The sequence below is a fragment of the uncultured Winogradskyella sp. genome (genome assembly GCF_947498345.1).
Classification (GTDB): Bacteria; Bacteroidota; Bacteroidia; order Flavobacteriales; family Flavobacteriaceae; genus Winogradskyella.
The window spans coordinates 121,065-147,813 of sequence record NZ_CANMJY010000003.1 but is presented as its reverse complement, the minus strand read 5'-3'; the positions used below and the strand labels follow the sequence as shown (position 1 = coordinate 147,813).

Genomic DNA, 26,749 nt, shown 5'->3' with positions numbered 1-26,749 from the left:
CATTTTATATAAAATTGAAAAGACCATCTTTTAGGATGGTCTTTTTTTATTTAAGGTTCTCAGTTAATAATTTTTCTAATCTGTTAAATGCAGAGCCCCAACCATTATAGAATCCCATTTCTTCTTGTTGCTTGCAATATTCTGGTGTATCGTGAATTACATTAAACGTAAATTTTGTATTCTCTCCATCAGCCTCTAAATGTATTTGTAGTTCTACGTTATGTGTCATTGGTTTAAAATCCGCTGAGGTAATTATTTTCTTAAACACTTCAATCTCTTTATATGTCCCTTCGGATATAAATTCATTTCCGTCTGGCATTAGCATAGAATATTTCCATTTCCCGCCAACTTTAAAATCGTGCTGTATAACTTTAATATCCATTCCGTTTGGCGCCCACCATTTTACAATGTGCTCGGACTTTGTCCAGGTATCCCAAACTAAATCTACAGGTGCATTAAGTATTTTTTCAATGGTTAAAGTTCTGTTTGCTAAATCGCTCATTTTTTATCGTTTTTTGTTTGTATTTGATTAATGTAGTTTTCAAATGCATCTATTCTGTCTTCCCATAATTTATTGTATTGCTTTATCCATAAAAAAGCAGGAATTAACTGTTGTGGTTGTATTAGGCATAGGCGTTCTCTACCAATTGGGTTAAAATCTATGATGCCACATTCGTTTAGTATTTTAAGGTGCTTAGAGATTGCAGGCCTACTGATCTCAAATTTTTTGGCAACCTCATTTACAGTTAAAGCTTCATTAGCAAGTAATTCGATAATATCTCTTCTAATTGGATCTGCAATAGCTTGAAAAACGTCTCTTCTCATAATTATGTAACTAATCGGTTACAAATATATGTGTAACTATTCGGTTACGCAAATATTATCTAAGAATAATTAAGAATTTTTAGGTGAGTGGTGAAATGTAGTTAGTGGAAGGGAGGTATTTGTGAAGTTTGATTCTGGGCACTACAGGTAATCATGTACTAACTGTTTTGTGTATGGCTTGTTGCGGGAAATCAGTTATGATTTTCCGCCCTAAAACGAAGATAGCAAATTGCAATGAATTCGGATTAAGGAATTCAGACGCAATGAGCTATACACGTTGTTGGCAACAGTTATTATTTTTTAATCCAATTTAAAATATCAACTTCAATTTGTTTTAAAATCATGATTTCATCAATTTCATCACGATAGCCTTTAATCAAAAGATTAATTTCATATCTATAAATTTTAGTTAAAATCTCTTTGAAATCTTTAATTTTAGTATTTAGAAATTCACTCTTCGAGATACCTGTAATTTTAAATATGTGTTCATAAATTTTAAGCACGTTCTCCTTATAAAATTTTATGAAGTTATCCTTTTCATCTTCAAATAAATCTTCCGCTGGATTAGAAGGCAGAAAAAAACCAAAAATCTCATCGAACATGGCAAAATGAATTGAGGTTTCCTTCTTTTCGTCATCTTCTACATTTATTATATCGTCTTCTATTATTGCTTTTCTTTTCTCCTTTTTTGAGGTAGTTTTTTCTAAATCCACTTTATATTTTGCAATATCAATATCAAGTTGTTTTGACTTCTCTATTTGTTCATCACTAAATTTCATGGTCGCAATAACAGTATCGATATGTTTAGGAATTCTATCAAAAATTTCTTTTTCAAGCTGTTTTTCATCGTCTCGAAGCTTTGCAGCTTCCTCATATTTTTGCTTCCTAACTACTTGATTTTTTAAATCACTAATTGGTTTTATTTTATCAATAGTTTCTAAATCAATTTCTGAAATTTCTATAAATAAATGTGCCATCCGCTTTTTTAGAAACTCATTTTTATTATCAATTATAATACTTTCTTTTTCTGCGGATTTTAATTTAAATATAAATGCTCCACCATCATGACCTACCTCGCTTAATGGTCCAAACCTTGGTGTTTGCTTTTTCTTTTCACTAAATTCTAAAATTACATCTGTAGCTAAAACAGAAAAAGGAAGTTCTTTTAATTGGTTTTTATCAAGAACGTTTATTAGAGATTTTGCAAAAGGACTGTTTTCTCCCTCTTGACCATCACTAACTTTCTCAATTCCGCCAGATGTTAAGCCCAATCGAGATTTATGTTTTTTAAATGCTTGAATTCCACCACCTCGCATAGGCTCGAATATTGCTCCTGAAAAGCATGAGTCTGAAATTAACCCTATATGAAAAGCTTTGGATGCTTTTATGAAGGTTAATATTTCAATAATACTAATCCAGGTTGAAGAATCTTTTGGGTCTGCATTTGATGGTTGCCAATAGGCAGTATTTAATTGTTCGTTGTAGTGACCGTGTCCTGCAAAAAGTAAAAGTACATTGTCTTCAGGTAGGCAATTAATAAAGTATTCATTTAAAGAATTGAAAAGTGCCTTTCTTGTGGTCTTTGATTTTTCAAAAATAAATTCAACATCGTCGAATGTGTATTTTGTTGTAAGAACTTTAATAATATTTTCTAAATCCTTTTTACAGTTTTGAATTTGATTTAATTCAGCATCGTCATAATCGTTTATTGCTATTGCAAGTATTTTATTAGTTTCCATTTTTAAATTTGTTGATGCTCTCTAATTGTTGCCAACGTGTTTGTGTATGGCTCGTTGCGGAAAATCAGCTATGATTTTCCGCCGTAACCGAAAGATAGCAAATTGCAATGAATTCCGATTAGGAATTCAGCCGCAATGAACTATACACGTTGTTAGCCACTGGTATTTATTCCCAATATTCAATTTTTCTGCTCTCAATGTAAATCGGAACAAATTTCTTCGAATTGTAAAAATGTTCTTTTAAAGAAACAGTCTTCTTAATCCAATTTCCATTATCGTCAAATTCATATTCATTCTTTGTTTCTCTGTTCAATTTATTCTCTTGATAAGTTTTTTCGTTAATCGGATTATAATACTTGTCAAATTCTGTTACGCTTTCGAGAAGCTGTTCTGAATCATCAAAAATGCTATAGTACTCAATTTTGGATATTTGTCCAGCTTTATAAATTGTAACAGTCTTCATTTTGAAATTGTTCAACCCGTTTATTGATTCCACAATATTTCCATTTTGGTCATATTTGTTTTCTGTTACAGTTTTAGTTCCGTTTTCTATTTCTTCTAATAGAATAATGTTTTCGTTTGAATCAAACTTGTAATTATATTTGATAAGAGTCGTATCTCCATTCTCAATTTTCATTCGTTCTTCAATTCTATCAAGTTTAGCAAAAGTTGAATGAAATTCAATGTTTAATGTATCATTAATTGTAATATTTCTAAACTCTGTTTTTTTAATAGTATCAAGTTTGATTAACTCAACCATATTTTTAGGAAAGTTCCCCCTTTTGTTATTCTCTTTTGCAAATAATTATTTGAGTCATAGAAATTTTCTGTTATTTGTAGTGTTTTTCCAAACGTATCAAAATATTCCATTCTTTTTACAAATCCACTTTTGTTGAAACTTTCTTTTAGTCTGATTATTGGTTTTTCGGTTTGTCTTTTATCGGAACCTTGAATATTAGCTCTGAACTGGCTATATTCTTTAACATTACCAAATAAGTTCTTTGCTTCTAAATCAGTTTCAAAATCCCAGTATTTTGGTTGAATAATTAGTTCATTTTTGCAACTAATAAAAAGGGACAAAATTAAAATCAGATGAAATGTATTTTTCAAATTTTGATGTTGTTTATACTTGTGGCTAACGGATTTGTGTATGGCTCGTTGCGGAAAATCATATCTGATTTTCCGCCGTAATCGAAAGATAGCAAATTGCAATGAATTCCGATTAGGAATTCAGCCGCAATGAGCTATACACGTTGTTAGGCACAGTTTTTTATTCGGTTGTTTTTAAATGTTTTATATAATTATTTAAAAGTCCTTTTATCTGTTCCGCTGCAACTGGATTCGCAGAGTGTACTTTGAATTCTAAATTCCGCAAATCAAGTTCCGATTCATACACTAACCATTTCGCAGCAGCCAATCCATCAGGTGCGACTTTTCCATCCTCTCCAAGTCCAAGGTCATTATCAAAACTTATATAGTTCGGCAGTCCATTTTCCTTAATATAAGTAACAAATTCCTTATATGTGCGAACAATATCAAATTCAGATTCCATTGACTTGTCATAAATCATATCGATGGTTCTAACATCATCTAAAAAGAGCTTTTTCATTTAATAGGTGATTATTTTTACTGCAAGAAATATTGATAAAGCCAAGGTTGTTATTATAGCAAGCAAAGACCTTAAATTTTGTCTATTGATTTTCTTTCCATATTTATCTACATCAGTTGATAAATTCCAATTCATTCTTTGGGAAGCGTGTCTATATATTTCCATTTGATATTTTTCTAATAATACCAAATAGAAAATATTCAATATTGGCAGAAGAGCCATCCATAAACTAAAGATGGGTTTTTCAGTTGGGAACTTACTTAGACCAACATAAGATGCAATTAGAATACTATTAATGGTAAATAACTTGTCGTGAATTCTATCAAAACTTGATTGTATTTTTTTAGCAGCTTCGTCACCTTCTTTCTCTGCTTTTTTAATTAATCCATCTGCAGTTGAAGTCAGTTCATTAGTTTCAATTCGAGCCTCGTTTTTAGCAAGAAGCTCAACCATTTTTTGTAATAGTCTATTTGTTTCTTTTTGGCTTTCCATCAAATTGTGCCTAACGGAGGGCTAAAAACAATGTTTTTAGCTCCACTATATTATATATCTCAAATTTAGCAGTAAAGCACATTGTTTTTTATACGTAACCTTACGTATTTTTTAAAGTATTACTCCGCTTTCCGCTTCGCTACAAAAGTGCCATTAGGTTGTATAAACTTTACCTCATTGATCTCACCATCGGTGTCAATAAACTCCACTTTAAAACCATCGAGTACTTTAAGGTTAAACTTATGCTCTGCAGTTGGCACGAGCTCATATTCAGGTTGGTTAGGTACAAAGGCATAGAGTACATTTTCGTCTTTAATGTATACCTTTATTTCTGTACCCATTAAATCGTATTTACCAACATAACGCTCTAAAGCTTCTATAGCGACATCGATGATATTTGGTGTACGTTTAAAAGCAATTGGGTCTACCATAGGCTCTATACCTACACGACCATAATCGATATCACCAGCTTCGTTAGTACTAAAGGTAATTTTTAACGATCTGCCAATAGCGGCTGTATCTACTTTACCTTCAATAACATCTATAAGTTCAAAGGTGTCATAGTGGTAATGGTGTAAATATTGCCTCTTATTATTAAGCTGCGTAAAAAGGGTGTCGTTCTCTACAATGATATCCACCTTGCCATAGCCTTTGTGCTCATAAGTACCAGTATAGTCGAGTTTGGCATGCGATGGTTTTGTGCCTTTTACATTAGAAGATTCTCTATCGTCTTTAGCATCTTCTTGTGCTTTAAGTGCTTTCTCCGTATCCTCTTTATGTTGTTGTGCCCATGCTGTTTTTTTTACTTTTAACATATGGTCTGCAGCAATGTTTCGTATTAATCGTGGTACAGCAGAGCCATTTTGGTTGGCTAAGACCACAATACCTAAACTATCTGTAGGATATAAGGCGACACTTGCCGAAAATCCATCAATATTACCTCCGTGTTCTACCATATAATGCCCTTTATATGAGTGCAAAAACCATCCATAGCCATAGTTAGCATATTGCATATCTGGTAATTCTTCATTTGGGTAGCCTGCTGCTGCTACCATTTGAGAGCTCATCGCTTCTTTTACGTAGTTTTCTGGAATAATTTGTTCTTCACCATATTTTCCTTTGTTGATCCAGGTCATCAGCCATTTGCTCATGTCATTAACACTACTGTTAATACTACCTGCTGGTGACATACCTGCAATATCGTAATAGCCCATTTTTTCGATAGCTCTGTCTTCGTCTAAAGTGTAACCAAAAGCAGTATTGGTGCCGTTTTTCATGCCATCGATCCTTGTTTTAGAGCGGTTCATGCCCAAAGGTTTAAAGAACTTGTCTTCTATGTTTTTTTCCCAGCTTTCACCAGTTAGCTTTTCTGTAATAACACCTTGCAAAAGGAATCCGAAATTATTGTAATACCACTTTTGACGCACTCCTGTAAAAGGTTCGTGGTATTGCATGCGTGACACTAAAGTGTCTTTATCATGACTAGGGAAGAAGTACCACGCGCCATCATGTCTGGGTAAGCCAGTACTATGGCGCATTAAATCTTTAATGATAATGGTATTGTTCATATCATCATTATAAAACTCTAAATTGGGTACATATTTCAATGGACTGTCATCAAAATCTAATTTATCTTCTTCTCTAAGCAAACCTAATAGCGCAGAAGTAAAGGCTTTTGTAGAAGACCCAATAGCAAAGAGTGTATTGGCATTTGCAGGTATTTTGTTTTCATAATCTGCATAGCCAAAGCCTTTAGCGTAGATAATTTTGTCACCTTCTACAATAGCAACTGCAAAACCAGCTGCTTTAGTGCTTTCTAAAACGGAATTAAACTGTTTTTCAATACCTTTTAAACGTTTGTCGGTTTGCGCATATGTTATTGTAGAAATTAAAAACAGGGCAACAATAAGAATTCTAATCTTCATTTTTGGTCGGATTTAATGGTTAGACACTTTATTGGTAGTAAAAGTGCTTACTAAGTTACTCTTTTTTAAAAGGAAATTTAAAGAAATTACAATTCGTCATTAAAAAATTACAGTTCGGTAAGTCTGGTTTTTTAAACATGTATTTGCGTTAGATATTTGTGTCAAATTAAAACAAATAATTATGAGTGTATTAGTTAGAATCTTAGTGGCATTAATAATAGGCCAAGTAGGCGCAAGCCTAAATGCCCAAACCAATTTTGAAAAAGGTATGGCTAAAGCTTTTGAGCTTTGGGAAGCAGACAAAATGGATGAAGCCGAAAATATGTTTGAACGTATTGCAAAGGCAGAATCAAAAGAATGGTTGCCCAACTATTATGTGGCACAAATTAACAGTTTAAAAAGCTGGAACGAAAAGGATGAAACGGTTTTAAAAGCACAATTAGACAAAGCGCAAGAACATTTGGATATAGCTATGACCAAAAGCGAAGACAATGCAGAATTAATAATAATGCAAGCTCAGGTGTACACCAATTGGGTGGCTTATGATGGGGCAACCTATGGTATGAAGTATGCTGCAAAAGTAGCAGAGTTATATGCTAAAGCTGTAAAATTAGAACCAGAAAATCCCAGAGCAGTATTTTGTAAAGCCGATTGGGATATGGGTAGTGCCAGATACTTTGGTAAAGATACAGCACCATACTGTAAAGATATTGAGGCATCAATTAAACTTTTTGATACCTTTAAGCCAGAGAGTGAATTTCATCCTAATTGGGGAAAAAAACGTGCCGAACAAGTTGTAGAATCTTGTAAGTCGTAATTAAAAGAAGAAAAGTATGCTTAAGTCAATTAAGAGTTTAGTAATTGTATTTTTTATTGGATGCGTTATACAAGTTATAAGTAATCTTGTATCTGGTAACAACTTTCAATATCAAAGCTTAAATGACTTCTTTATTGATTTTGGTTATACACAACTTTACACCTTTGTTTTAAGCTATGTAAATACAGTATATTTTGAATTTATAAAGCGCCGAAAGTTTGAAAATTTTGATGTTATAAAACGTATTGTTTTTGGTATTTCTGGCGCAACTATAATAACGCTTTTTGCAATATTTCTTATAAGAGTCTTTATTTCTGTAGTCATTTATAACCAATCTTTTAGTGAGTTTGTAAGTAGAGATAACTGGCGAAATTATGCCTTTGGGTTATGGATTACATTAAGTATAGTTTCTGTTTTCTATGTGGTGTTTTTCTATAATCGCTACCAAAAGAATAAAGTAAAAGAACAAAAAGTAATAGCGGGTGCAGCAAGTGCAAAATTTGATGCTTTAAAGAATCAACTAGATCCACATTTTTTGTTCAATAGCTTAAATGTTTTAACGAGTTTAATAGAAGAAAATCCAGATAGTGCACAGAAGTTTACGACGTCATTATCTAAGGTGTATCGCTATGTTTTAGAACAGAAGAATAAAGAATTGGTGACAGTAGATGAAGAATTGAATTTTGCCAAAACATATATGTCGCTCTTAAAAATGCGCTTTGAGGATAGCATTATTTTTGAGATACCAGATAAGGCCTCTAACCCTGAAAGTAAAGTTGTACCGCTGTCATTACAGTTACTCTTAGAAAATGCAGTAAAACATAATATGGTAACCTCGAGTAAACCGTTACACATTAAAATATACGAAGATGGTAATCACTTAGTGGTGATGAATAATCTTCAACCAAAACAAATAGTAAAGAAGAGTAGTGGAGTTGGTTTAGAAAATATAAAACAACGCTATAAGCTTCTTTCAGAACGAAAAGTTTATATCAATCAAAGAGAAAAGGATTTTGCAGTAGCAATTCCTATGCTCACAAAACAAGTATCAATCATGAGAACAATACAAAAATCTGAAGAGCGTCTAAATGACGATTATGTTAGAGCTCGTAAACGTGTAGAAGAATTAAAAGGATTTTATTATAGTCTAATTTCATATGTGTTTGTAATACCATTTCTAATTTTTATATGGTATACATATTCCAGACATACCATACAATGGTTTTGGTTTCCTATGTTTGGTTGGGGATTGAGTTTGGTTATACAAGCTTATAGAGTATTTGTAGATAATGGAGCATTTGGCGCTAGCTGGGAAAAAAAGAAAATCGAAGAGTATATGCGCAAAGATGATCAAAATAACCGTTGGAATTAAAGCGTAGTGTTATGAATAATGAAAAATCAAATTTAAAGTATATAAGAGCTAAAAATAGAGTCGAAAAAGAGAAGGGGTTTTATACGCATCTTATGATTTATATACTGGTAAATATAGGTATTACGGTAGTTAAAGTCTGGAATAATTTAGGAAGTTGGGAGAGTTTCACTAACGAGTTAATGAGTATAAATGTATGGAGTGTATGGGTAATTTGGGGTATATTTTTAGTACTGCACTTTTTATCCCTTAAATACGGACAAGCTTGGGAAGAGCGTAAGATAGAAGAATTAATGAACAAAGAATTATTTAATAATTCAGAAGAGAAAAATCATGGAAAAATATAATATAGAGCCTTATAAAGATAAAGAAGAGGTTTCAGATTTTAGAAAAGAAGAAGCATATTTAAGAGCTAAAAAGAAAGTAGAAGCACTTGTTGGGTTTTATTGGCACTTGGCGGTTTATATAGTGATTAATATCTTTTTAATTATTCTTATAGGTGTTAATGCAGGTTTTAATGGCTTTGGACCATATGCTACAGCGGCGTTTTGGGGTATTGGATTGATCTTTCATTTTATAGGTGTATTCGGGCCAGACTTCTTTTTTGGTAAAGACTGGGAAAAGCGTAAAGTGCAAGAGTTTATGGATAAAGAACGTCAAAATTGGGAGTAATTTTAAGCTGTAAATTAATAATACTATGACATTAAATAAAGATGAAAAACAACTGCTGGTTAATGCACAAAACAAGGTTAGACGCATTAAGATATTTTACTTGCATTTAGTATTCTATATTATTGGTATAGCTCTTATTCTTTATAACTTTTATATTATCGAAGATGGACCTTATAAAAATAATATTATAAGTCTAAACCTTAGTATAATAGTAGGATGGTCAGTTTTTATTATAATTCATGGGTTAAATACTTTTAAAGAAAAAGCAATTTTTAAACGAAGCTGGGAGGAAAGAAAAATCAAAGAATTTACAAAAGAAGAAGACTCAGAGAAAAAGCTTTGGGAATAATTTTTTACAGTTGTGTTTTCCACAGCACTAAGTGTATTCATCATTTCAGAAAAATACCAAATTTTTAAAAGCGACTATTTACTAATCATTTTTCAACAAAAATTAAATTATGAATGTAATTATAATAGAAGATGAAAAACCATCTGCAAGACGTTTACAGCGCATGCTTAAAGCCTTGGATGTTGAAGCAGAAACAATGTTGCATTCTGTAGAAGAATCTATAGAGTGGTTTCAGGGAAATAAACATCCAGATCTCATTTTTTTAGATATTCAATTAAGTGATGGCTTGTCTTTTGAGATTTTTGAAGCAATAGACATCAATTCGGCAGTCATTTTTACAACGGCCTATGATGAATATGCATTACAAGCATTTAAGTTAAATAGTATAGATTACTTGTTAAAGCCTATTGATGATGAGGATTTAAACACAGCTGTAGAAAAATTTAAAAGCAGAACGCCCAAAAGACAAGCAGTTACTTTAGACTTTAATGATATTAAAAAGCTATTGGTTAACCCTATAGAACGCGAATACAAAAAACGTTTTTCTGTAAAAGTAGGTCAACATTTAAAGCTTATTAATATAGAAGATATTGAATGTATTTATAGTGAGAACAAAGGTACTTATGCACATACTAATGAAGGCAGAAACTATCTTTTAGATATGACATTAGACCAACTCGAAGACGAGTTAGAACCTCATGTGTTTTTTAGGGTAAGTAGAAAATTTTATGTGAATATAAATGCTATTAAAGACATTATTAGCTATACTAATTCCAGACTTCAGATTAAATTAAATAACTTTAATGAGCAAGAAGTTATTGTAGCCAGAGAGCGTGTAAAGGATTTTAAGAACTGGTTAGAATAGTACATTTTACTTTGACCTTTTCTTACAAGTAATTGGGCTATTTCTAAAAGGCTAAAAGAGTTATCTGTTCTAATTTTGAATTGAATGAATGTTTAATTTAAAAATTTTAGAAAAGATGAAAAAATCAAATCACAGTGTTGAGGTTATAATTAGTGCAAACCCGTCATCGGTATGGGGAGTTATCGCTTCTGGCAAGGATGTAGATAAGTGGTTAGCACCAATTACAAGTTGTAAAGTTGAAGGCAATAAAAGAGTTTGTGCTACTGCAGAAGGAAGTTTTGAAGAGGATATTTTACAAGTTGATAATGAAAATAAGATCTTTAGATATTTTATTCCTACGCAACATATATTACCTGTTAAAGATATTGAAGGCAGTATGAAGGTAAAAACCATTAATGAAGATACCACTGCAGTGGTTTGGAGTTGGAATTATTTGGTTGAGGATACAGATGATCTTAAAGTAAGAGAGGCATTATCTGGTTTAGGTGTTATGGGTATAAACGGGATTGAAAGTTTTGTTAATAGTTTAGTACATTAATATCTGACAATTATTTAAGAATTCTTCTAATTTTGAATTAAGATACATCACTAAATGGTAAAAGAACACCTTCAATTTAGTTTATACGAAAAAGGGATATTTGAGCGTGTGGTATTAAAACCACCAATGAAGGTACCTGGTATAATGCATAATGAAGCATGTTTTTTATATGCAGTTGCTGGCGAATCTAAAGTGTTTTCTGCAGTCTCTGATCTTAAACTAAATACAGAAGAAGCCGTAGTGATGAAGTGTGGTAATTACCTTAATGATTGGTTAGCCACTTCAGATGAAAGTACTTGCGAGGCTATTGCTATTCATTTTTATCCAGATGTTTTAAAAAAGTTATATGATAAGGAGCTCCCTGGTTTTTTTAAATCTGTCGCAGGTACTAAACCTAGTAGTCTGGAGAAAGTAAAATCCAGTAAACTTTTAAAAAACTACATCAACAGTCTTAAATTCTATTTCGAAAACCCAGACTTAGTTAATGAAGAATTATTAAAGCTAAAACTTAAAGAAATCATTCTACTTTTAATTAAGACCGATGCTACAGGATCTATGCAGCAGTTAATAGCGAGTTTATTTACTCCAAACGAATATTCCTTTAAAGAGCTAATAGAGGCCAACGTGTATAATAACTTAAATTTAGATGAGCTAGCTCTACTACATGGAGTTAGTTTGTCTACTTTTAAGCGAGAATTTAAAAAAGTATATAACGAAAGTCCTGGACGATATTTTAAAAGAAGAAAGCTAGAACGTGCTGCCAAACTTCTTTTAAATACTAATGAACGTATTGGTGAAATTGCATTTAATTGTGGTTTCTCGGAAGTTGCTCATTTCTCTAACTCATTCCAAGAACAATATGGATGTTCTCCATCCCATTTCAGATTGAACTTTAATCATAACTAATTGACCTGATTATTAAATGTTTGGGCTGGTATTGGCTTTAAATTTGAGTATTGATAACTAAAAAAAAATTACTCATGTTTAACACAAAAAGTATATCATTTTTTATGATTTTATTAATGATTGTGGCTTCAACAAACGAAGCTTTAGCACAAAAGAAAGTTCAGAAATTTACAGTCAGTAAAGTAATTCCTCATAGTGCAGAAAAAGTTTGGGCTGTTGTAGGAGAAGATTATGGTGCAGTTGCATATTCGCACCCAAAAATTATAACTTCAGAATATGTGAACGGATCACTTAAAGCTGAAGAAGGAGCAGAACGTGTATGTTATTTCAATGATAAAAAAACACGTCTGTTAAAAGAGAGAATGGTGTCTTACGACCCTGATAATATGACATTTGTAAATCAGGTATTTCAAGCTGATAAATTCCCTGTAGATCCTAATTATACCAGAGGCACTTATAAAGTTGAACGCATAGATGACAATTCGTGTAGATTTGTTTTTAGCATGGAATATAGGACTAAGCCAGCATTTATGGGAGCTTTTGCCAAAGGAAAATTTAAACGCCTAATTAGAGATTATGCGATATCTATAGAGCATTATATTAGAACTGGCGAAAGTGTTACAAAGGACAATTTCAGAAGAGTTAAGAAGGAATATAAGGCATTGAAAAAGAAATAGATTAGATTAATAGCAAGTTTTAAAGAAGTCTGGCATTTTTTGTTAGGCTTCTTTTTATTTAAAATAAATCGAAAATATCTCCTAGCTCATCAGTCAATCCGTCGACTAAGTCATCAGCATCAGATATTATACTTTCTGCAATATCTTCATCTACTGTATTAAATGTGTCCAATGCCAAGAGGTCATTAATACCATAGTCCTCATATGTTTTAGATTTGGTTTTAGCTTCCTTTTGCCAATCTTCATACTGTTGTTTTTGTTCTATAATAATAGGCTTGTTTGTGGCCTCATACTTCAACATTTCAACATAATCACGGCGTTTTTCTTCGTTAGATAAAATATCAAAGGCTTCAACTAATTTTTCAAACTGCTCTCTAGCTTCTGGAGAAGTATTATTGTCTGGATGATAAATAGCAATTTCTCTTCTAAAGGCTTTTTTTGTGGTATTGATATCCGAAGATGGTTCTACTTTTAATAAAGTGTAGTAGTTAGTTATCATAACAGAACGTATTTTGTTTTATCTATATGTAACGAATTAGAAAATAATGTTACAATTTAATCGTCTTCAATTCTGTTATCATCAAATGCTGATGGTAATAATTTAGGGATAAACTTTACAAATAGAGGCAGCAATAACATGCCACCAGGTAACATAAAAATAGCCAGACTAGGAATGGATTTAAAAATATCTAGAAGCTGCGACTGAATTTTTTTCTGCTCCTCATCTGATAAATTACGTTGTGTAGACTGTGCTAAAAGTGCCATAGCTTCTTTACTTTCAGACAGTTCTTTAATAAGACGTTTGCTATTGCGTTTTATCAATTTAGAAACAACTTTACTACTGTTGTCGTAAAAACTCTGAGCTAAGTTTTTTGAGCTTAAAAAGGCTACTTCATCTTTATGCTCTTCATAAAAGACATTAATATCATCTACTGATTTTGCGATGTCAGCATCACATAGTGATAAGTCAGTTTTTAAACGATTTAAAAATTTGCGTTCTTCTTCATCTATAACTTTATCAGTCCATGATGCCATGCATACCAAATCAATAACGTAAAGTTTTTCAAGAGGTCTTTTAACAAAGGAAACAGCGTCTTTGTAAGAAGGTAACACAGAGTTTTTGTGTCTTATAGAGCCTTCAAATAACTTTATGAGATTATGGTCGTATTCGGTCTTTTTAGATTTGGCATCAATAACAGAAAATACAATGGTTTCTAGAGCTGATTCAAGTTGGTTAACATAAGATCTTATATTGTTTTCATCTTTCAAAAAACGTTGATATCCTAAAACATCTACAAATAAAAGTGCATTGATTAAGAAATAATTAAAACTTTTTGTAATGAAATTATCGTCAATATGAATCCGCTTGTGAATCATTTTTTCTAATAAACTATCTGATGATTTATCACCAAATAATTCTTCGAAAATTGACTGCTTTTTATCGCTTATTGCTTTATAATATCTAATAAGATTATCTGTAAAATCCTCTTCGGTTTGTTCTTTTTTGTATATAAAATAATAGGTGAGTAAAAGATTTATTTTACAGCGTTCTTCTTCAGTAAAATCAAAGCGTTTAACAATGTCTAATACCACTTTGATATTGCTTCCATAAATAAACCCTGTAAGTTTTAATTTGCTGTAAAACTCAGTAATCGCAATTTGCGAATACGTAGTTTCAGAAACTTCACTGAGCAATTTTTTTATCCAGCCGTTAGCTGATGGGTTCATAAATTTTTAATTATATCATAAAGATACTTTTTATCTGTAAACTTTAGTTAAAAGTCTTTCTAAATTCTAAGGGTGACATCTTTGTTTTGTTTTTAAACAATTTTGTGAATGATGCAGGTTGTTCAAACCCTAAATTATATGCAATTTCACTGATAGACAATGTTGTGGTGGATAATTGTGCCTTAGCTTTTTCAATCAGTTTTTGATGGATATGCTGCTGAGTGCTCATACCGGTCAAAGATTTTAACATACTGCTTAAATAATTAGGTGATAGATTTAAGCTATCTGCGACCCATTGTACACTTGGGATTCCTTTGTCAATAAGCGATTCATCTTTAAAATAGTCTTTTAAAATTAACTCTAACCCATCTAAGATTTTATGATTAACAATCTTTCTGGTAATGAACTGTCGTTCGTAAAAACGCTCAGCATAATTCAACAAAAGTTCTATTTGCGATATAATGATATTCTGACTGAATTTATCAATGTTAGATTGATATTCGCGTTGTATGTTTTGCAATAAATCACCCATCATGGTTTCCTCTCTTTCCGAAAGAAACAAGGCTTCATTAATGGTATAACCAAAGAATTCGTATTTCTGAATTTTTTCTACTAATGTGGTATTCCATAAAAAATCAGGGTGGATTAATAGTAGCCAACCCGATGGTGAATGCCTTATATTAGGATTGCTAGAAAGACTCATTACCTGATTCGGAGCTACAAAGGTCATTAAACCTTCATCAAAATCATATTCTTGCTGACCATAGAACAGTTTATAAGCTACATTTCGTTTAAGACCAATAGTATAGTAATCTTGTGTCCAGCTTAACTCACTAATGTCATCAGGATACTGAACGTTAGAATAGTCAATTAAACTAATTAAAGGATGCTCTGGAGCCGCAAGATTTGCCAGCTTATGATAGTCTCCTACTTTTTTAAGTCGTTTAATAGCTTTCATTATTATAAATGTAATGAAAAGAATTGGACCACTTTTGGTCCAATTCTAATATGGTTATACTAACATTCCGCCAGAAACTTCAATGCGTTGACCATTGACCCAACCAGCATCATCAGAGCATAAAAATGCTACAACTCCTCCTATATCTTCTGCTTCTCCAACGCGCCCTAATGCTGTAATACTAGCAATCATTTTTGCTTTATCCTCATCTTTATTGCTTCCGCCAGCAAAATCAGTTGCTATAGCTCCTGGAGCAATCGTATTAGCTGTTATTTTTCTGTCACCTAGTTCTTTGGCTAAATAACGTGTAAAGACTTCAATTGCCCCTTTCATAATGGCATATACGGACATACCTGGCAAACTAAAGCGTGCCAATCCGCTCGAAATATTGATAATACGACCACTATCATTTAAAAAGGGTAGAGCAGCTTGTGTCATAAAATAGACACTTTTTAGATGCACATTCATCATTTCATTGAACTGATCTTCTGTAGTATTAGCTACCATATTATAGGTGCCAGTCCCAGCGTTGTTAATTAAAAAATCGAAGTTTGATGAGTTACCATTCTTTTTGTTTAGATAATCTGTAGCACTTTTAATAAATGCTTGTCCACTTTTATAATCGTTAGCATCAAATTGAAATGCTTTAGCATCTTGACCTAAAGATTTTACGTCGTTTATAACTTCTTCTGCTTTTGTAGAATTACTGTGATAAGAAAATATAATATCTATTCCATTTTTTGCTAGACTAATTGCCATGTCTCTACCTAATCCGCGACTTCCTCCTGTAATAATTGCTGTTTTAGTTCTCATAATTGTATTGTTTTTTGTTTACAATGCAAAGTTGAGACTAATTGCTAGTTATGATTTTGCCAAATCTATGGTTGTGTTGTTTAAATCTCAGAATATTATTTTTTTTCAAGGGATAGACTCAATTGCTTCCCAAAAATAGCAGCTATACCTGCAGCTAAACCACCAACACAACCAGTAACTAACATTAACACATAAGGATTGCCTCCTAATGGTATTAGAACTGCTATGCGTTTGGTCAGCGTATAATCGTTTCCACTACTCAGTATAAAACTATAGACTGCCCAAAATAGTAGTATAGCCAAAAAGGGTACAAAGAATACCGCACTTTTTTTAAGCGGAATAAATAAAGCCGTTGTTAATGCAGCTGTCATTACTGACCACCATGGTAGAAATAAGGATAATATTAGTGCCAAAAGTATTGTCGCTATAAAGTTGATGATATTCTTATTCATGGGTTGATGGTATTAAAATTTGTGTCCCAATAATAGCACTTGTTGCTTCATTTGATTGTAAAAAGTTAAGGCTATAGTATTTTCCAGCAGCCCAGTCATCTATAAAGTTATCGTAGTATTTACTGCCAGGATTACCAGATTGTCCGCCTGGATAAATACCAACAGCTGTTGGTGGTGAGGTCATTTCTACGATCATTCTCCATGAGGGGCCATGATTCTCGGAAGTTGCATTAACAATATTTCGGTCTCCACCTATAGGAATATCAAAACGTGAAAATGCTGGAAGTGCTTGCAATAAATGACCAGCATAAGTGCCTTTATAATTACCCCATTTATAATCTCCTTCTTCTTTTTTTATTTCTATTAGGCGTTTTGCCGCGTTTTTAAAAGCTAATAAAAATAAATCTTTTGCGGTTTCGGTTTCGTTAGTTTCTACAATATCCATAAACTTATGGTTGCCGTAGTTTTTTAACAAGTAAATCGTCTGGTAGGTAGAGGGAGCATCGAGTGCTGTATCTTCTACTTCAAACTCGTCCCAAACTATATTATAAAGTTTGCTATACCATTGCCTCCAGATACTTGGACCAACTTCATCAATATCATTATTAAATTTCCAGACTTTTATTTCTTCATAGATTATTTTCTCTTCTTCAGATAGGGAAGAAGTATCCATATGCTCAAGCATAAAAGGGACTAATTCAGAAGCTTTAAGATTGTAGTTGTTATTGTGCAGAGCTTTAAAATCATCTACACTAAACTTGTCTTTAGAATTAAAGTAGTCATTAATCACACGATTGCGATAGGTTTCGTAACCGTCATTAAATACATAATAAGGATAATTTTCATCCACAGGGTGCTGGTTTGCTGAACTTACAAAACCACGCTCAGGATTTTTCACTTTAGCATTAAATTGTTGCGGAATGTAACTTTGCCAGTCATTTTCTGGATTACTACCATCCATTAAAAACTTTCCTTGGCCTTCCCATTTGTTAGGGAACTTTCCTTGAATCCATAAGGCAATATCACCTTCGGTAGATGCAAAAACAAAATTTTGTGCTGGAGCATTCCAATGTTGTAGTGCCTCTACATAATCATCATAATTCGTTGCTTTGTTTAAGTCAATAAACGTTTTCTGGTTATTACCACCTTGGTGCCCAATCCACTTCATAGCATAACCTGCAAGTTCTTGATCGGATTTAAAATTTTTGTCATACACTACAGGACCATGATGTGTATAAAGTACAGTGTCTTTATAGTTTTCTTTGCCTTTAATTTTTATGTCTTCAACTCTTATGCTTACATCTTTCCAGTCATCATCATACTTATACTTAGTGCGGTCTTCATTAAACTCGACTTTATACCAATCAATAACATCTCTGGTGGCATTGGTTTCTCCCCAGGCTATGTATTGATTAAAACCAGAAATAACACTTAATGCTCCTGGGATTGTCGCTCCAAAGGCATTATGATTTGGTGTGCTTAATTGCATTACAAACCAAATGGCAGGTAAATTTAATCCTAAGTGTGGGTCGTTGGCTAGAATTGGGTTTCCTGTTGCAGATTTAGTTCCTGAGATTGCCCAATTGTTACTTCCATTATCTGGATGCGGTTGATCTATCGTTTCTCTAATAGTATCTAGTACAGCCTTACTTACTGGTAAGTTAGTTTGCGGAACATCGATAAAACTCCAATCGGTTTCTTTGGGAATTACCGGATCTGTAATATCAAAAAAATCAGGGAATAATAAATCAAAGTTATCTTTCCCAAATAATCGCAAAGTATTTGTCTTTTCCAGATCTTCATCACCACCAGCCAGCATTTTGGTCATATACATTAATAACAATGCTGTTTTTTTGGGTGACCAAGCTTCTGGTTGGTAATCCAATAATTTATATTCAACCGGATAATCCTTCGGGTTGAGCTGATTAATATATGCATTGACACCATCAGCATAATCTTTTACAAACGCTAAGGTCTCAGTATCATATTTTTCCATATATGCTATTGCCTGGTCTGCTCCGTAACCCATACCTCTTCGACGTTCTGTACGGTCATAATTTAGGGCACCTTCGCCAATAATTTCAGATAAACGTCCAGCAGCTGCGTATGTTTGAAATTCTAACTGCCATAGCCGATGTTTGGCTGTTAAATAGCCCTGAGCTTTATATAAGTCGCTTTCATTTTGGGCAAAAACATGCGGAATTAATTGTGCGTCATAATGAACAGTAACTTTATCTTTTAAGTTGGGAATGAAGATGTTTCCAGAAATGGATTCATTGGTTTCATTTTGCCAGATGCCTGTGTATGGGTTAAGAAATTTCCCTATAGGTGGAACAGTACCTAATTTAGTGTTTAAAACAAAAAATATTCCCAGGGTTAGTAAAAAGGAAACGATGAGTTTAAAATGCTTCATGAAGTGGTATTATAGAGAATCTAAAAATACCAAATAATATAATAGACCTAATACGAATTAAACTAATTTTCAATGGTGATTTAGAAAACCACTTAACGAAGTACTAATTTTTTGACGATATCTTTGCCAATAGACTCATTGAGCATTTTAACTATTTTTTCATTACCGTAACTTAATTCTTCCCTTAAAACACTAGAACTCAATTGTACATATAAGGTGTCGTGTTTTAATTCTATAGCTGTAGTATAATTGTTGACTCCATTACCCATAAGGTTAGTCCAGGCTTCACGTACGTTGACTTTGTCTAAACCAGATTGTAAATTATTAGTTTTTACAAATTCTTTTAGAATGTCTTGTATAGGTTGGTTATCGTTATTGCGTTTTGCCATCTTAAGTTGCCGCGAAAGCGGTAATATTTATATCATTCTACATCTAATTGTATTGAAGTATAACGTTTGTATAAATATACGTTTTTATCTGCATTTGTAATTTTTAAATGTTCTGATGAGGCCTCAAGAACTGTTTCTTTCCACTCCGCATAAGGTGTGGTATAGTACATATTTAAACGATCACCTTCTATCTTTAAGCTTAAGGCTTCTGCATCATCAGATGTAAAGTAGGTATCATTGATACCAGGTTTTAATTTTTTTCTAAAACCTTTTAAACTATCGTTGATTTTAATATAGTCTATAGTTTCGTTGAATTTGTATTGTTTTTTTGTGCCATCACGTAGTGTAACTTCTTCAATTTCCCAATAACCATTGAGATGCTCTATATAAGTTTCAGGGTTTTCCGAACAGCTAAATACGAGAATACATAAGAGATAAAATAACCTTCTCATAGCTTAAATAATTTATACGATTGATGAATTTGTTTCACAATGTTTTCGGTTCTATCTGCATGTGTATCACTTATAAATATCTGACCAAAATGTTCATCATCTACCAAACTAATAATTTGAGCGACACGGTTTTCATCGAGTTTATCAAAAATATCGTCTAGAAGTAAAATAGGGGACACTCCGCTTTGCTGTTTTATAAAATCGAATTGCGCCAATTTTAATGCGATTAAAAAAGATTTTTGCTGCCCTTGACTTCCAAATTTTTTAATAGGGAAATCATCAATTAAAAATACTAAATCATCTTTATGTGAGCCTACACTTGTGTATTGTAAAGCTTTGTCTTTGTTGAGGTTAGATTCCAGTAAATGAATTAATTCACCATTAAATAAATCGCTTTTATATTTTAAATCAATGACTTCTTTACTTTGACTGATAGCTTGGTAACGTTCTTTAAAGATCGGAATAAATACGCTTAAGAATTCATCACGTTTTTTAAATATTTCCGTGCCATAGGTATTGAGCTGTTCATTGTAAATAGCGAGCGTATCACCGTTAAATGTATTGTTGAGTGCAAAGTATTTGAGTAAAGCATTACGTTGTGATAACACCTTGTTATAGGCAATAAGAGATGTCAGGTAGTTCTTGTCACTTTGCGAGATAACACTGTCGATAAACTTTCTTCTTGTGTCACTGCCTTCGATGATTAAATCACGGTCCGCTGGAGAAATAATAACGAGTGGAATAAAACCTATATGCTCACTGAATTTTTCATAAGCTTTATTGTTTCGTTTTATGATTTTTTTCTGCCCACGTTTAAGCGATACTATGATTTTTTCGGTTTTATCATTTTTGGTAAAATTGCCATCCACCACAAAAAATTCGGTACCATGTTTTATATTTTGAAGCGCAATAGGGTTAAAATAACTCTTTCCAAAGGCCAAATGATAAATAGCGTCTAAGGCATTGGTTTTTCCGATACCATTTGCACCGACAAAACAATTGATTTTTGTGTCAAAATCGAAAACCTGACTTTCAAAATTTTTGTAATTAACTAAAGATAGTGTGTTTAGAATCATAAAAATAATTCGCTTTCCTTGAATTCAGTACGGTTACGAGACTTAAATTTTTCCTGCAAATTATTGAAAAATAACAAATAAATAGGCTTTTAATTCCCAATAAAAATTTTATTTTTGCGCACGCATTAATAGACAAGATATGGCAACGTATAAGAAAAGGGGCTACAAACCAAAAACTAAAAAAGAAAAGGTAGAAGCAGTTGAGGAAAACTCAACAACAGCTGAGGTATTTAATACCTTAGATGAAGGTGCTTCTAAAACGGAAGAGTGGGTAGTTAAGAATCAAAACTACATTATTGGTGTTATAGCGGCTATTGCATTAGCTGTTTTAGCTTACTTAGGTTACAATAAGTTTATTGCTGAGCCAAATCATAAAGAAGCTATGAATGAAATGTATCAGGCAAAAAAGTATTTTGATGATGCTGCCAATGGTATAGCTTCAGATTCACTTTATACTATGGCTTTAAATGGAGGTGAAGGTAAATATGGTATGTTGGATATTATTGACCAGTATGGAGGAAGTCCTGCGGCTAACCTAGCAAATTACTATGCTGGTATGGCGTATTTAAACTTAAAAGATTATCAAAATGCAGTAACACATTTAGGTGATTTTTCTAGTGATGATAAAATGCTAAACCCGATTGCCAAAGGTGGTATTGGTGATGCTTTTGTGCAATTAGAGCAATTACCTGAAGCTTTAGAATATTATGAAAAGGCATTTAAAGCCAATACAAATGATTTCACCACACCAGTATATTTATTAAAAGCTGCTCGTGTAGCTATAGACTTAGGTGAAAATGCTAAAGCATTAGATTATTTAAAACGTATCAAGTCCGATTTTCCAGATTCTACTGAGGCTGGACAAGCGGATGTATTAATAGGTAAAGTAGAAGCAAGCTTATAGAACATGGCTACTGCAAATCATAATTTATCTAATTACGATAAAGAAGCAATCCCAAACGCGAAAGACTTTCGGTTTGGGATTGTTGTTTCTGAATGGAACGATAAAATTACCGAAGGACTTTGGCAAGGTGCTTTTGATACACTCATAGATTGTGGTGCGGTGAAAGAGAATATTGTACGTTGGAATGTACCAGGGACGTTTGAGCTAACCTACGGTGCTGCCAGAATGTCTAAAAGTATCTATGCCGATTCAGGAATGCTCGATGCTATTATCGTTATAGGTTGTGTGATACAAGGAGAAACAAAGCATTTCGATTTTGTTTGCGAAGGTGTAACACAAGGCATTAAGGATTTGAATCTTAAAGGTGATATTCCGGTAATTTTTTGTGTTCTAACAGATAATAACATGCAACAATCCATTGACCGTTCTGGAGGAAAGCATGGTAATAAAGGTACTGAAGCCGCTATCACCGCAATTAAGATGGCAGATTTAAGACGAAACACAAATTAGGCACCAGTCTCAGTTTGCTGTATATCTTTTTAAATTTTAGACTTCAACTTCGATTTCAGTTTCAATTTTAAACTGGCATCTTTTTTGTTAATAATTTTAAGGAATGCTTAGGTTATTTTTCCTAGTATTTTAAGTACTTTTGAGATATATCAGGTTTAAATCATAAGAGTACTTGTTAAATCAGAGAAAAAATAAACGCTTTAGTTATAAGCCTCGTTTTCAAGATTCTGAATCCGATAGTCATCGGGAAGCGTCGAGAGACGATTTAGAGACAAAGTGGACTAAAATTAGGGGTAATACAAAACGTAAAGGAAATGTACTCACATCTTTACCAGCTCTGATTATAATGTTAGTATCTCTTTTTGTTTTAATGTATATCCTCGAAGGATATATTAAATAAGGATATTATGGGATTAATGAAATTAAAGAAAAATCGAAGGTATAGTTATAAACCACGTTATTATAAAGGTGATGGAAATCCTTATGAATTAAAACATAAATTTGATGCACATAGAAAAACTATTAACCCACCAAAAGGGATAAAAGGGAAGTTAAATGCTGCTCTAGATGAGTATCAAAATAATAGAGATGAAAAAGTTAATAAACGTGTATTTGTCATTGCAGGTATTTTAATTTTGTTATTCCTATTCCTTATAGGCTTCGACTTATCTATCTTCTTTCCTAATCGCTAATGACAGATATCATTCAACTTTTGCCAGACCATGTTGCTAACCAGATTGCAGCAGGTGAGGTGGTACAACGACCAGCTTCTGTAGTTAAAGAATTGCTAGAAAATGCTATTGATGCCAGTGCTACTGAAGTAAAACTTATTATAAAAGATGCTGGCAAAACTTTAGTTCAGGTTATTGATAATGGTAAGGGCATGAGTGTTACTGATGCACGATTGAGCTTTGAGCGTCATGCCACATCAAAAATAAAATCCGCAGAAGATTTATTTCAACTTAATACCAAAGGGTTTAGAGGAGAGGCTTTGGCTAGTATAGCGGCTATAGCACATGTAGAACTGAAGACCAAACTTGCAGATGACGAGTTAGGAACTGCTATAGAAATTGAAGGTAGTAAAGTAAAGTCACAGGAAGTTTCTGTGACTCCAACAGGTACTTCTGTTGCTGTTAAAAATCTATTTTTTAATATTCCCGCAAGGCGAAATTTCTTAAAATCCGATACTGTAGAATTGCGTCATATCACAGACGAGTTTCACCGTGTAGCATTAGCGCATCCTAATATTGCCTTTGCATTTTATCATAATGGAAGTGAATTGTTTCATCTGCCTAGTGAAAATTACAGGCAACGTGTGGTACATATTTTTGGTAATAAAACCAACGAAAAATTAGTGCCTGTTGAAGAGCAAACAGAAGTGTTAAAAATTTCTGGTTTTGTTGGAAAGCCAGAATATTCTAAGAAAACGCGTTCCGAGCAATTCTTTTTTGTGAATCAACGTTTTATAAAAAGCCCTTATCTTAATCATGCGATTAGTGCTGCATTTGAAGGTTTACTAAAAGACGGTTACCATCCGAGTTATTTTTTAAACCTAACTGTCGATCCTAAAACCATTGATATTAATATTCATCCTACCAAAACCGAAATTAAGTTTGACGATGAACATACCTTGTATGCCATTTTACGTTCGGCGGTAAAGCATAGTTTAGGACAATTTAATATCGCACCTGTTTTAGATTTTGAACACCAAGGTCAGCTCAATACGCCTTATAGTTATAAAGATAAAGTAGCTTCTACTCCAGCCATTGATGTCGATAAAAGTTTTAATCCGTTTGCTGATGATACTAATACGACAAAACAGACATCGCAGCGTACAAGTTTTAAGCAAGCACCAACAGCATCTTGGGAAAGCCTATATGTTGGTTTAGAGTCTAAAGGCAATAAGTCTGAAAACGATTTTAGTGAGGTTACTTTTGAAAGTGATTCTAAAACCGAATCATTGTTTGGTGATGCTTCAGTTGATGCTTCTAAGACAACGTTTCAGTTACAACAGAAATATATTGTAAGCACCTTAAAATCGGGAATGCTCATTATAGACCAGAACAGAGCTCATCAACGTGTATTATATGAGAATTTTTTAAAGCACATTACAATTAAGGAAGCAACCAGCCAACAATTATTGTTTCCATTACAATTACATTTTACTCCCAATGAGACTCAAATAATTACAAACTTAAAAACGGATTTAGAGCATACAGGTTTTGTGTTTTCTAAAGTATCTGATGAGGATATTACCATTACTGGAGTTCCAGTTGGAGTGCCAGAAAGTGAGGTGTCTATTATTTTAGAGCAATTGATAAGTGATGTAGAAAGTGATGTGCCAGATGCGAATTTTAGCGCCACTGATTTACTGGCTAAATCTATGGCGAAAAGCCTGGCAATAAAAAATGGACAAGGATTAAATCATACAGAACAAGAGCATTTGGTCAATAGTCTTTTTGCCTGTAAGGAACCCAATGTATCACCAACCAATAGACCTACGTTTATAACACTAGGCATTGATGATATTGAAAAAAAATTTATGTAGTATATGAGACTAGGAATTACTGATACAGTAAAGCATTTGATAATTATAAATGTTATTGTATTCATTGGAATGATGACTATAGGAAATAATGGTGACCTTTTTAATCAATGGTTTGCTTTGTATACACCCAAAAGTGAAAACTTCAATGTTTGGCAGATTTTCACACACATGTTTATGCATAGCAATCAAACTTTTGCTCATATATTATTTAATATGTTTGGATTATGGATGTTTGGTACTGCTGTAGAACAAAGATTGGGAAATAAAAAGTTTTTATTTTTATATATATCCTCAGGGTTAGGAGCGGTTTTACTAACATTTATCGTTTATTATTTTCAAGTATATCAAGACTTTAATGTTATAAATAACCTTGGGTTATCTAAAGAAATAGTAAGTGAGATAATCAATTTGGATATTGTGAATTCTAGTTATCGATTTGATAGTAATATTTTATATAATAAACTAAACACTTTATTTCTTGATAATAATTTAGATGGTTCAATAGTCAGCAATGAGGTGTTTGCCAGTATATATAATGTAAATGCTAAGACTAATGTTACAATGGTTGGTGCTTCTGGGTGTATTATGGGTATTTTGGCTGCTTTTGGAATGATGAACCCAAATGCAGAATTGATGTTAATATTTCTGCCTATACCCATAAAAGCAAAATATTTTATTCCTGGTATTATAATACTAGATGTTATTTCAGCTTTTACTGGACAATCATTTTTTAGTCCAAGTAATACAGCATATGCAGCACATATTGGTGGAGCTATTACAGGCTTTTTAATTATGTGGTACTGGAAAAAGAATAGTATGAATAAATACCGTTGGAATTAACCATGAGCAATTTTCAAAATCTAAAATATAAATTCAATAAATTCAGTGCTTTTGAAAAGATAATTGCTATTAATATTGTTGTTTTTATCACAGGGCAATTGATTAAAGTTTTTGGTAGAACAAGCAATGGACTATCATATTTAAGCTTACCTTCAGATTTTTTTCAGTTTTTATGGAAACCATGGACACTTATCACCTATGGGTTTACACATTATAGTTTTTTTCATATTCTTTTTAACCTCCTCATATTGTATTATATATCAAGGATGTTATTAAATTTGTTTCGACCTAAAATGGCGCTTAATATTTATTTTTTAGGAATCATTATTGGTGGATTAGCTTTTCTTTTTGTTTATAATGTTTTGCCAAGTAATTTATTGATAAGCACCTCTGGAGTAGTTGGAGCGTCAGCTGGTATTAGAGCGTTAATGATTTTCTTAGGTGTATATATGGCTCAAACAGAAGTTCGCATTTTTACATTCAATATAAAGCTGAAGTATATTGCTATAGCTTTAATTGTGATGGATGTTTTAGGTTTATTTGGTTTAAATCAAGGTGGAAATGTAGCTCATTTGGGTGGTGCAGTTTTAGGCTATTTTTATGCTATAAAATTAAAAGATGGTAAAGATATAGGTTTAGGTTTTGAAAGGATTATGGATACAGTTGTGAGTTGGTTTAAGCCCAAATCAAATCTTAAGACGGTACATAGAACATCAAAAAAGAAGTCTTATGCTGGTAAGACTAAAGAAGAGTTTCATACGTTTAATGATCAGAAAAAGGTAGATTTAATTCTCGATAAAATCAGTAAGAGCGGTTATGAGAGTTTAACAGCAGAAGAAAAAGAGTTTCTCTTTAGATCTGGTAAGAATTAAAAAAGATTCTT

Annotated in this window: 32 protein-coding genes; 15 read left to right on the top strand and 17 right to left on the bottom strand. The window is 32.7% G+C overall.

Going from position 1 to position 26,749, the window contains the following annotated elements:
* Positions 1 to 46: 46 nt before the first annotated feature.
* The 8 genes from Q0912_RS05575 to Q0912_RS05540 form a co-directional block, all read right to left on the bottom strand.
* Positions 47 to 502, bottom strand: a complete 456-nt coding sequence (locus Q0912_RS05575; protein WP_299112860.1) for an SRPBCC domain-containing protein — start codon at positions 500 to 502, stop codon at positions 47 to 49.
* Entirely contained in the window at positions 499 to 825 is a 327-nt protein-coding gene (locus Q0912_RS05570; RefSeq protein WP_299112858.1) for a metalloregulator ArsR/SmtB family transcription factor, read from the bottom strand. The genes Q0912_RS05575 and Q0912_RS05570 overlap by 4 nt, the downstream gene beginning before the upstream one ends.
* A 293-nt stretch (positions 826 to 1,118) precedes the next feature.
* Complete coding sequence (locus Q0912_RS05565; protein WP_299112856.1) at positions 1,119 to 2,564, bottom strand: UvrB/UvrC motif-containing protein; 1,446 nt, start codon at positions 2,562 to 2,564, stop codon at positions 1,119 to 1,121.
* A 166-nt stretch (positions 2,565 to 2,730) separates the two neighbouring features.
* Positions 2,731 to 3,324, bottom strand: coding sequence for a hypothetical protein (locus tag Q0912_RS05560; RefSeq protein WP_299112854.1), 594 nt, complete (start codon positions 3,322 to 3,324; stop codon positions 2,731 to 2,733).
* On the bottom strand, positions 3,312 to 3,674 hold the full coding sequence (locus Q0912_RS05555; protein ID WP_299112852.1) for a hypothetical protein: 363 nt from the start codon (positions 3,672 to 3,674) through the stop codon (positions 3,312 to 3,314). The genes Q0912_RS05560 and Q0912_RS05555 overlap by 13 nt, the downstream gene beginning before the upstream one ends.
* Positions 3,675 to 3,834: 160 nt before the next feature.
* Positions 3,835 to 4,173: a cyclic-phosphate processing receiver domain-containing protein gene (locus tag Q0912_RS05550; protein ID WP_299112850.1), complete on the bottom strand. Its 339-nt coding sequence runs from the start codon at positions 4,171 to 4,173 to the stop codon at positions 3,835 to 3,837.
* Complete coding sequence (locus Q0912_RS05545) at positions 4,174 to 4,665, bottom strand: hypothetical protein (RefSeq protein ID WP_299112849.1); 492 nt, start codon at positions 4,663 to 4,665, stop codon at positions 4,174 to 4,176.
* A 119-nt stretch (positions 4,666 to 4,784) separates the two neighbouring features.
* Positions 4,785 to 6,590: a serine hydrolase gene (locus tag Q0912_RS05540; protein WP_299112847.1), complete on the bottom strand. Its 1,806-nt coding sequence runs from the start codon at positions 6,588 to 6,590 to the stop codon at positions 4,785 to 4,787.
* Positions 6,591 to 6,771: 181 nt separating this feature from the next.
* Between Q0912_RS05540 and Q0912_RS05535 the strand changes: the two genes are divergently transcribed.
* From Q0912_RS05535 to Q0912_RS05495, 9 genes are all read left to right on the top strand, one after another.
* Complete coding sequence (locus Q0912_RS05535) at positions 6,772 to 7,407, top strand: hypothetical protein (RefSeq protein ID WP_299112845.1); 636 nt, start codon at positions 6,772 to 6,774, stop codon at positions 7,405 to 7,407.
* Between the two features lie 16 nt (positions 7,408 to 7,423).
* Positions 7,424 to 8,779, top strand: coding sequence for a histidine kinase (locus Q0912_RS05530; protein ID WP_299112843.1), 1,356 nt, complete (start codon positions 7,424 to 7,426; stop codon positions 8,777 to 8,779).
* On the top strand, positions 8,770 to 9,123 hold the full coding sequence (locus tag Q0912_RS05525; RefSeq protein WP_299112841.1) for a 2TM domain-containing protein: 354 nt from the start codon (positions 8,770 to 8,772) through the stop codon (positions 9,121 to 9,123). Before Q0912_RS05530 ends, Q0912_RS05525 begins: the two co-directional genes overlap by 10 nt.
* Positions 9,110 to 9,448, top strand: coding sequence for a 2TM domain-containing protein (locus Q0912_RS05520; protein ID WP_299112839.1), 339 nt, complete (start codon positions 9,110 to 9,112; stop codon positions 9,446 to 9,448). The genes Q0912_RS05525 and Q0912_RS05520 overlap by 14 nt, the downstream gene beginning before the upstream one ends.
* A gap of 25 nt (positions 9,449 to 9,473) precedes the next feature.
* Complete coding sequence (locus tag Q0912_RS05515; protein WP_299112837.1) at positions 9,474 to 9,797, top strand: 2TM domain-containing protein; 324 nt, start codon at positions 9,474 to 9,476, stop codon at positions 9,795 to 9,797.
* A gap of 109 nt (positions 9,798 to 9,906) precedes the next feature.
* Complete coding sequence (locus Q0912_RS05510) at positions 9,907 to 10,662, top strand: LytTR family DNA-binding domain-containing protein (protein WP_299112835.1); 756 nt, start codon at positions 9,907 to 9,909, stop codon at positions 10,660 to 10,662.
* 115 nt (positions 10,663 to 10,777) lie between these two features.
* On the top strand, positions 10,778 to 11,200 hold the full coding sequence (locus Q0912_RS05505; protein WP_299112833.1) for an SRPBCC family protein: 423 nt from the start codon (positions 10,778 to 10,780) through the stop codon (positions 11,198 to 11,200).
* A 54-nt stretch (positions 11,201 to 11,254) separates the two neighbouring features.
* A complete protein-coding gene (locus Q0912_RS05500) occupies positions 11,255 to 12,106 on the top strand; it encodes an AraC family transcriptional regulator (RefSeq protein ID WP_299112831.1) in 852 nt (283 codons plus the stop codon).
* A gap of 74 nt (positions 12,107 to 12,180) precedes the next feature.
* The gene (locus Q0912_RS05495; protein ID WP_299112829.1) at positions 12,181 to 12,783 is read left to right on the top strand and encodes an SRPBCC family protein; all 603 of its coding nucleotides are present in this window, start codon (positions 12,181 to 12,183) and stop codon (positions 12,781 to 12,783) included.
* A gap of 58 nt (positions 12,784 to 12,841) precedes the next feature.
* Here Q0912_RS05495 and Q0912_RS05490 read toward each other — a convergent pair whose 3' ends face one another.
* The 9 genes from Q0912_RS05490 to recF all read right to left on the bottom strand — a co-directional run bounded on the left by Q0912_RS05490 (position 12,842) and on the right by recF (position 21,064).
* Complete coding sequence (locus Q0912_RS05490) at positions 12,842 to 13,282, bottom strand: J domain-containing protein (protein ID WP_299112827.1); 441 nt, start codon at positions 13,280 to 13,282, stop codon at positions 12,842 to 12,844.
* 56 nt (positions 13,283 to 13,338) lie between these two features.
* Positions 13,339 to 14,511 (bottom strand): LETM1-related biofilm-associated protein, encoded by a 1,173-nt coding sequence (locus Q0912_RS05485; RefSeq protein WP_299112825.1) that lies wholly within the window; start codon positions 14,509 to 14,511, stop codon positions 13,339 to 13,341.
* A 43-nt stretch (positions 14,512 to 14,554) separates the two neighbouring features.
* A complete protein-coding gene (locus Q0912_RS05480; RefSeq protein WP_299112823.1) occupies positions 14,555 to 15,469 on the bottom strand; it encodes a response regulator transcription factor in 915 nt (304 codons plus the stop codon).
* 54 nt (positions 15,470 to 15,523) lie between these two features.
* Entirely contained in the window at positions 15,524 to 16,282 is a 759-nt protein-coding gene (locus Q0912_RS05475) for an SDR family oxidoreductase (protein ID WP_299112821.1), read from the bottom strand.
* A gap of 95 nt (positions 16,283 to 16,377) precedes the next feature.
* A complete protein-coding gene (locus Q0912_RS05470) occupies positions 16,378 to 16,734 on the bottom strand; it encodes a hypothetical protein (protein WP_299112819.1) in 357 nt (118 codons plus the stop codon).
* Positions 16,727 to 19,147, bottom strand: coding sequence for a penicillin acylase family protein (locus Q0912_RS05465; protein ID WP_299112817.1), 2,421 nt, complete (start codon positions 19,145 to 19,147; stop codon positions 16,727 to 16,729). Before Q0912_RS05465 ends, Q0912_RS05470 begins: the two co-directional genes overlap by 8 nt.
* 92 nt (positions 19,148 to 19,239) lie before the next feature.
* Positions 19,240 to 19,536 carry a DUF721 domain-containing protein gene (locus Q0912_RS05460; RefSeq protein WP_299112816.1) on the bottom strand — a complete coding sequence of 99 codons (297 nt, stop codon included), beginning with the start codon at positions 19,534 to 19,536 and terminating at the stop codon, positions 19,240 to 19,242.
* Positions 19,537 to 19,568: 32 nt separating this feature from the next.
* On the bottom strand, positions 19,569 to 19,988 hold the full coding sequence (locus tag Q0912_RS05455; RefSeq protein ID WP_299112814.1) for a lipocalin family protein: 420 nt from the start codon (positions 19,986 to 19,988) through the stop codon (positions 19,569 to 19,571).
* On the bottom strand, positions 19,985 to 21,064 hold the full coding sequence (gene recF / locus Q0912_RS05450) for a DNA replication and repair protein RecF (protein WP_299112812.1): 1,080 nt from the start codon (positions 21,062 to 21,064) through the stop codon (positions 19,985 to 19,987). The genes Q0912_RS05455 and recF overlap by 4 nt, the downstream gene beginning before the upstream one ends.
* 139 nt (positions 21,065 to 21,203) lie before the next feature.
* Here recF and Q0912_RS05445 point away from each other — a divergent pair, with 139 nt between their 5' ends.
* From Q0912_RS05445 to Q0912_RS05420, 6 genes are all read left to right on the top strand, one after another.
* The gene (locus Q0912_RS05445; RefSeq protein WP_299112810.1) at positions 21,204 to 21,968 is read left to right on the top strand and encodes a tetratricopeptide repeat protein; all 765 of its coding nucleotides are present in this window, start codon (positions 21,204 to 21,206) and stop codon (positions 21,966 to 21,968) included.
* A gap of 3 nt (positions 21,969 to 21,971) precedes the next feature.
* A complete protein-coding gene (gene ribH, locus Q0912_RS05440) occupies positions 21,972 to 22,478 on the top strand; it encodes a 6,7-dimethyl-8-ribityllumazine synthase (protein ID WP_299112808.1) in 507 nt (168 codons plus the stop codon).
* A 407-nt stretch (positions 22,479 to 22,885) separates the two neighbouring features.
* On the top strand, positions 22,886 to 23,170 hold the full coding sequence (locus Q0912_RS05435) for a riboflavin synthase subunit beta (RefSeq protein ID WP_299112806.1): 285 nt from the start codon (positions 22,886 to 22,888) through the stop codon (positions 23,168 to 23,170).
* Positions 23,170 to 25,026: a DNA mismatch repair endonuclease MutL gene (gene mutL, locus Q0912_RS05430; RefSeq protein ID WP_299112804.1), complete on the top strand. Its 1,857-nt coding sequence runs from the start codon at positions 23,170 to 23,172 to the stop codon at positions 25,024 to 25,026. Before Q0912_RS05435 ends, mutL begins: the two co-directional genes overlap by 1 nt.
* 3 nt (positions 25,027 to 25,029) lie before the next feature.
* Positions 25,030 to 25,866 (top strand): rhomboid family intramembrane serine protease, encoded by an 837-nt coding sequence (locus tag Q0912_RS05425; RefSeq protein WP_299112802.1) that lies wholly within the window; start codon positions 25,030 to 25,032, stop codon positions 25,864 to 25,866.
* A gap of 2 nt (positions 25,867 to 25,868) precedes the next feature.
* Complete coding sequence (locus tag Q0912_RS05420; protein WP_299112800.1) at positions 25,869 to 26,738, top strand: rhomboid family intramembrane serine protease; 870 nt, start codon at positions 25,869 to 25,871, stop codon at positions 26,736 to 26,738.
* The last annotated feature ends 11 nt before the right edge of the window (positions 26,739 to 26,749 follow it).

Coding starts and splice junctions, on each gene's coding strand:
- Q0912_RS05575 (WP_299112860.1), bottom strand. CDS start 502: ATGAGCGATTTAGCAAACAGAACTTTAACCATTGAAAAAATACTTAAT.
- Q0912_RS05570 (WP_299112858.1), bottom strand. CDS start 825: ATGAGAAGAGACGTTTTTCAAGCTATTGCAGATCCAATTAGAAGAGAT.
- Q0912_RS05565 (WP_299112856.1), bottom strand. CDS start 2,564: ATGGAAACTAATAAAATACTTGCAATAGCAATAAACGATTATGACGAT.
- Q0912_RS05560 (WP_299112854.1), bottom strand. CDS start 3,324: ATGGTTGAGTTAATCAAACTTGATACTATTAAAAAAACAGAGTTTAGA.
- Q0912_RS05550 (WP_299112850.1), bottom strand. CDS start 4,173: ATGAAAAAGCTCTTTTTAGATGATGTTAGAACCATCGATATGATTTAT.
- Q0912_RS05545 (WP_299112849.1), bottom strand. CDS start 4,665: ATGGAAAGCCAAAAAGAAACAAATAGACTATTACAAAAAATGGTTGAG.
- Q0912_RS05540 (WP_299112847.1), bottom strand. CDS start 6,590: ATGAAGATTAGAATTCTTATTGTTGCCCTGTTTTTAATTTCTACAATA.
- Q0912_RS05535 (WP_299112845.1), top strand. CDS start 6,772: ATGAGTGTATTAGTTAGAATCTTAGTGGCATTAATAATAGGCCAAGTA.
- Q0912_RS05530 (WP_299112843.1), top strand. CDS start 7,424: ATGCTTAAGTCAATTAAGAGTTTAGTAATTGTATTTTTTATTGGATGC.
- Q0912_RS05520 (WP_299112839.1), top strand. CDS start 9,110: ATGGAAAAATATAATATAGAGCCTTATAAAGATAAAGAAGAGGTTTCA.
- Q0912_RS05515 (WP_299112837.1), top strand. CDS start 9,474: ATGACATTAAATAAAGATGAAAAACAACTGCTGGTTAATGCACAAAAC.
- Q0912_RS05510 (WP_299112835.1), top strand. CDS start 9,907: ATGAATGTAATTATAATAGAAGATGAAAAACCATCTGCAAGACGTTTA.
- Q0912_RS05505 (WP_299112833.1), top strand. CDS start 10,778: ATGAAAAAATCAAATCACAGTGTTGAGGTTATAATTAGTGCAAACCCG.
- Q0912_RS05500 (WP_299112831.1), top strand. CDS start 11,255: ATGGTAAAAGAACACCTTCAATTTAGTTTATACGAAAAAGGGATATTT.
- Q0912_RS05495 (WP_299112829.1), top strand. CDS start 12,181: ATGTTTAACACAAAAAGTATATCATTTTTTATGATTTTATTAATGATT.
- Q0912_RS05490 (WP_299112827.1), bottom strand. CDS start 13,282: ATGATAACTAACTACTACACTTTATTAAAAGTAGAACCATCTTCGGAT.
- Q0912_RS05485 (WP_299112825.1), bottom strand. CDS start 14,511: ATGAACCCATCAGCTAACGGCTGGATAAAAAAATTGCTCAGTGAAGTT.
- Q0912_RS05480 (WP_299112823.1), bottom strand. CDS start 15,469: ATGAAAGCTATTAAACGACTTAAAAAAGTAGGAGACTATCATAAGCTG.
- Q0912_RS05475 (WP_299112821.1), bottom strand. CDS start 16,282: ATGAGAACTAAAACAGCAATTATTACAGGAGGAAGTCGCGGATTAGGT.
- Q0912_RS05470 (WP_299112819.1), bottom strand. CDS start 16,734: ATGAATAAGAATATCATCAACTTTATAGCGACAATACTTTTGGCACTA.
- Q0912_RS05465 (WP_299112817.1), bottom strand. CDS start 19,147: ATGAAGCATTTTAAACTCATCGTTTCCTTTTTACTAACCCTGGGAATA.
- Q0912_RS05460 (WP_299112816.1), bottom strand. CDS start 19,536: ATGGCAAAACGCAATAACGATAACCAACCTATACAAGACATTCTAAAA.
- Q0912_RS05455 (WP_299112814.1), bottom strand. CDS start 19,988: ATGAGAAGGTTATTTTATCTCTTATGTATTCTCGTATTTAGCTGTTCG.
- recF (WP_299112812.1), bottom strand. CDS start 21,064: ATGATTCTAAACACACTATCTTTAGTTAATTACAAAAATTTTGAAAGT.
- Q0912_RS05445 (WP_299112810.1), top strand. CDS start 21,204: ATGGCAACGTATAAGAAAAGGGGCTACAAACCAAAAACTAAAAAAGAA.
- ribH (WP_299112808.1), top strand. CDS start 21,972: ATGGCTACTGCAAATCATAATTTATCTAATTACGATAAAGAAGCAATC.
- Q0912_RS05435 (WP_299112806.1), top strand. CDS start 22,886: ATGGGATTAATGAAATTAAAGAAAAATCGAAGGTATAGTTATAAACCA.
- mutL (WP_299112804.1), top strand. CDS start 23,170: ATGACAGATATCATTCAACTTTTGCCAGACCATGTTGCTAACCAGATT.
- Q0912_RS05425 (WP_299112802.1), top strand. CDS start 25,030: ATGAGACTAGGAATTACTGATACAGTAAAGCATTTGATAATTATAAAT.
- Q0912_RS05420 (WP_299112800.1), top strand. CDS start 25,869: ATGAGCAATTTTCAAAATCTAAAATATAAATTCAATAAATTCAGTGCT.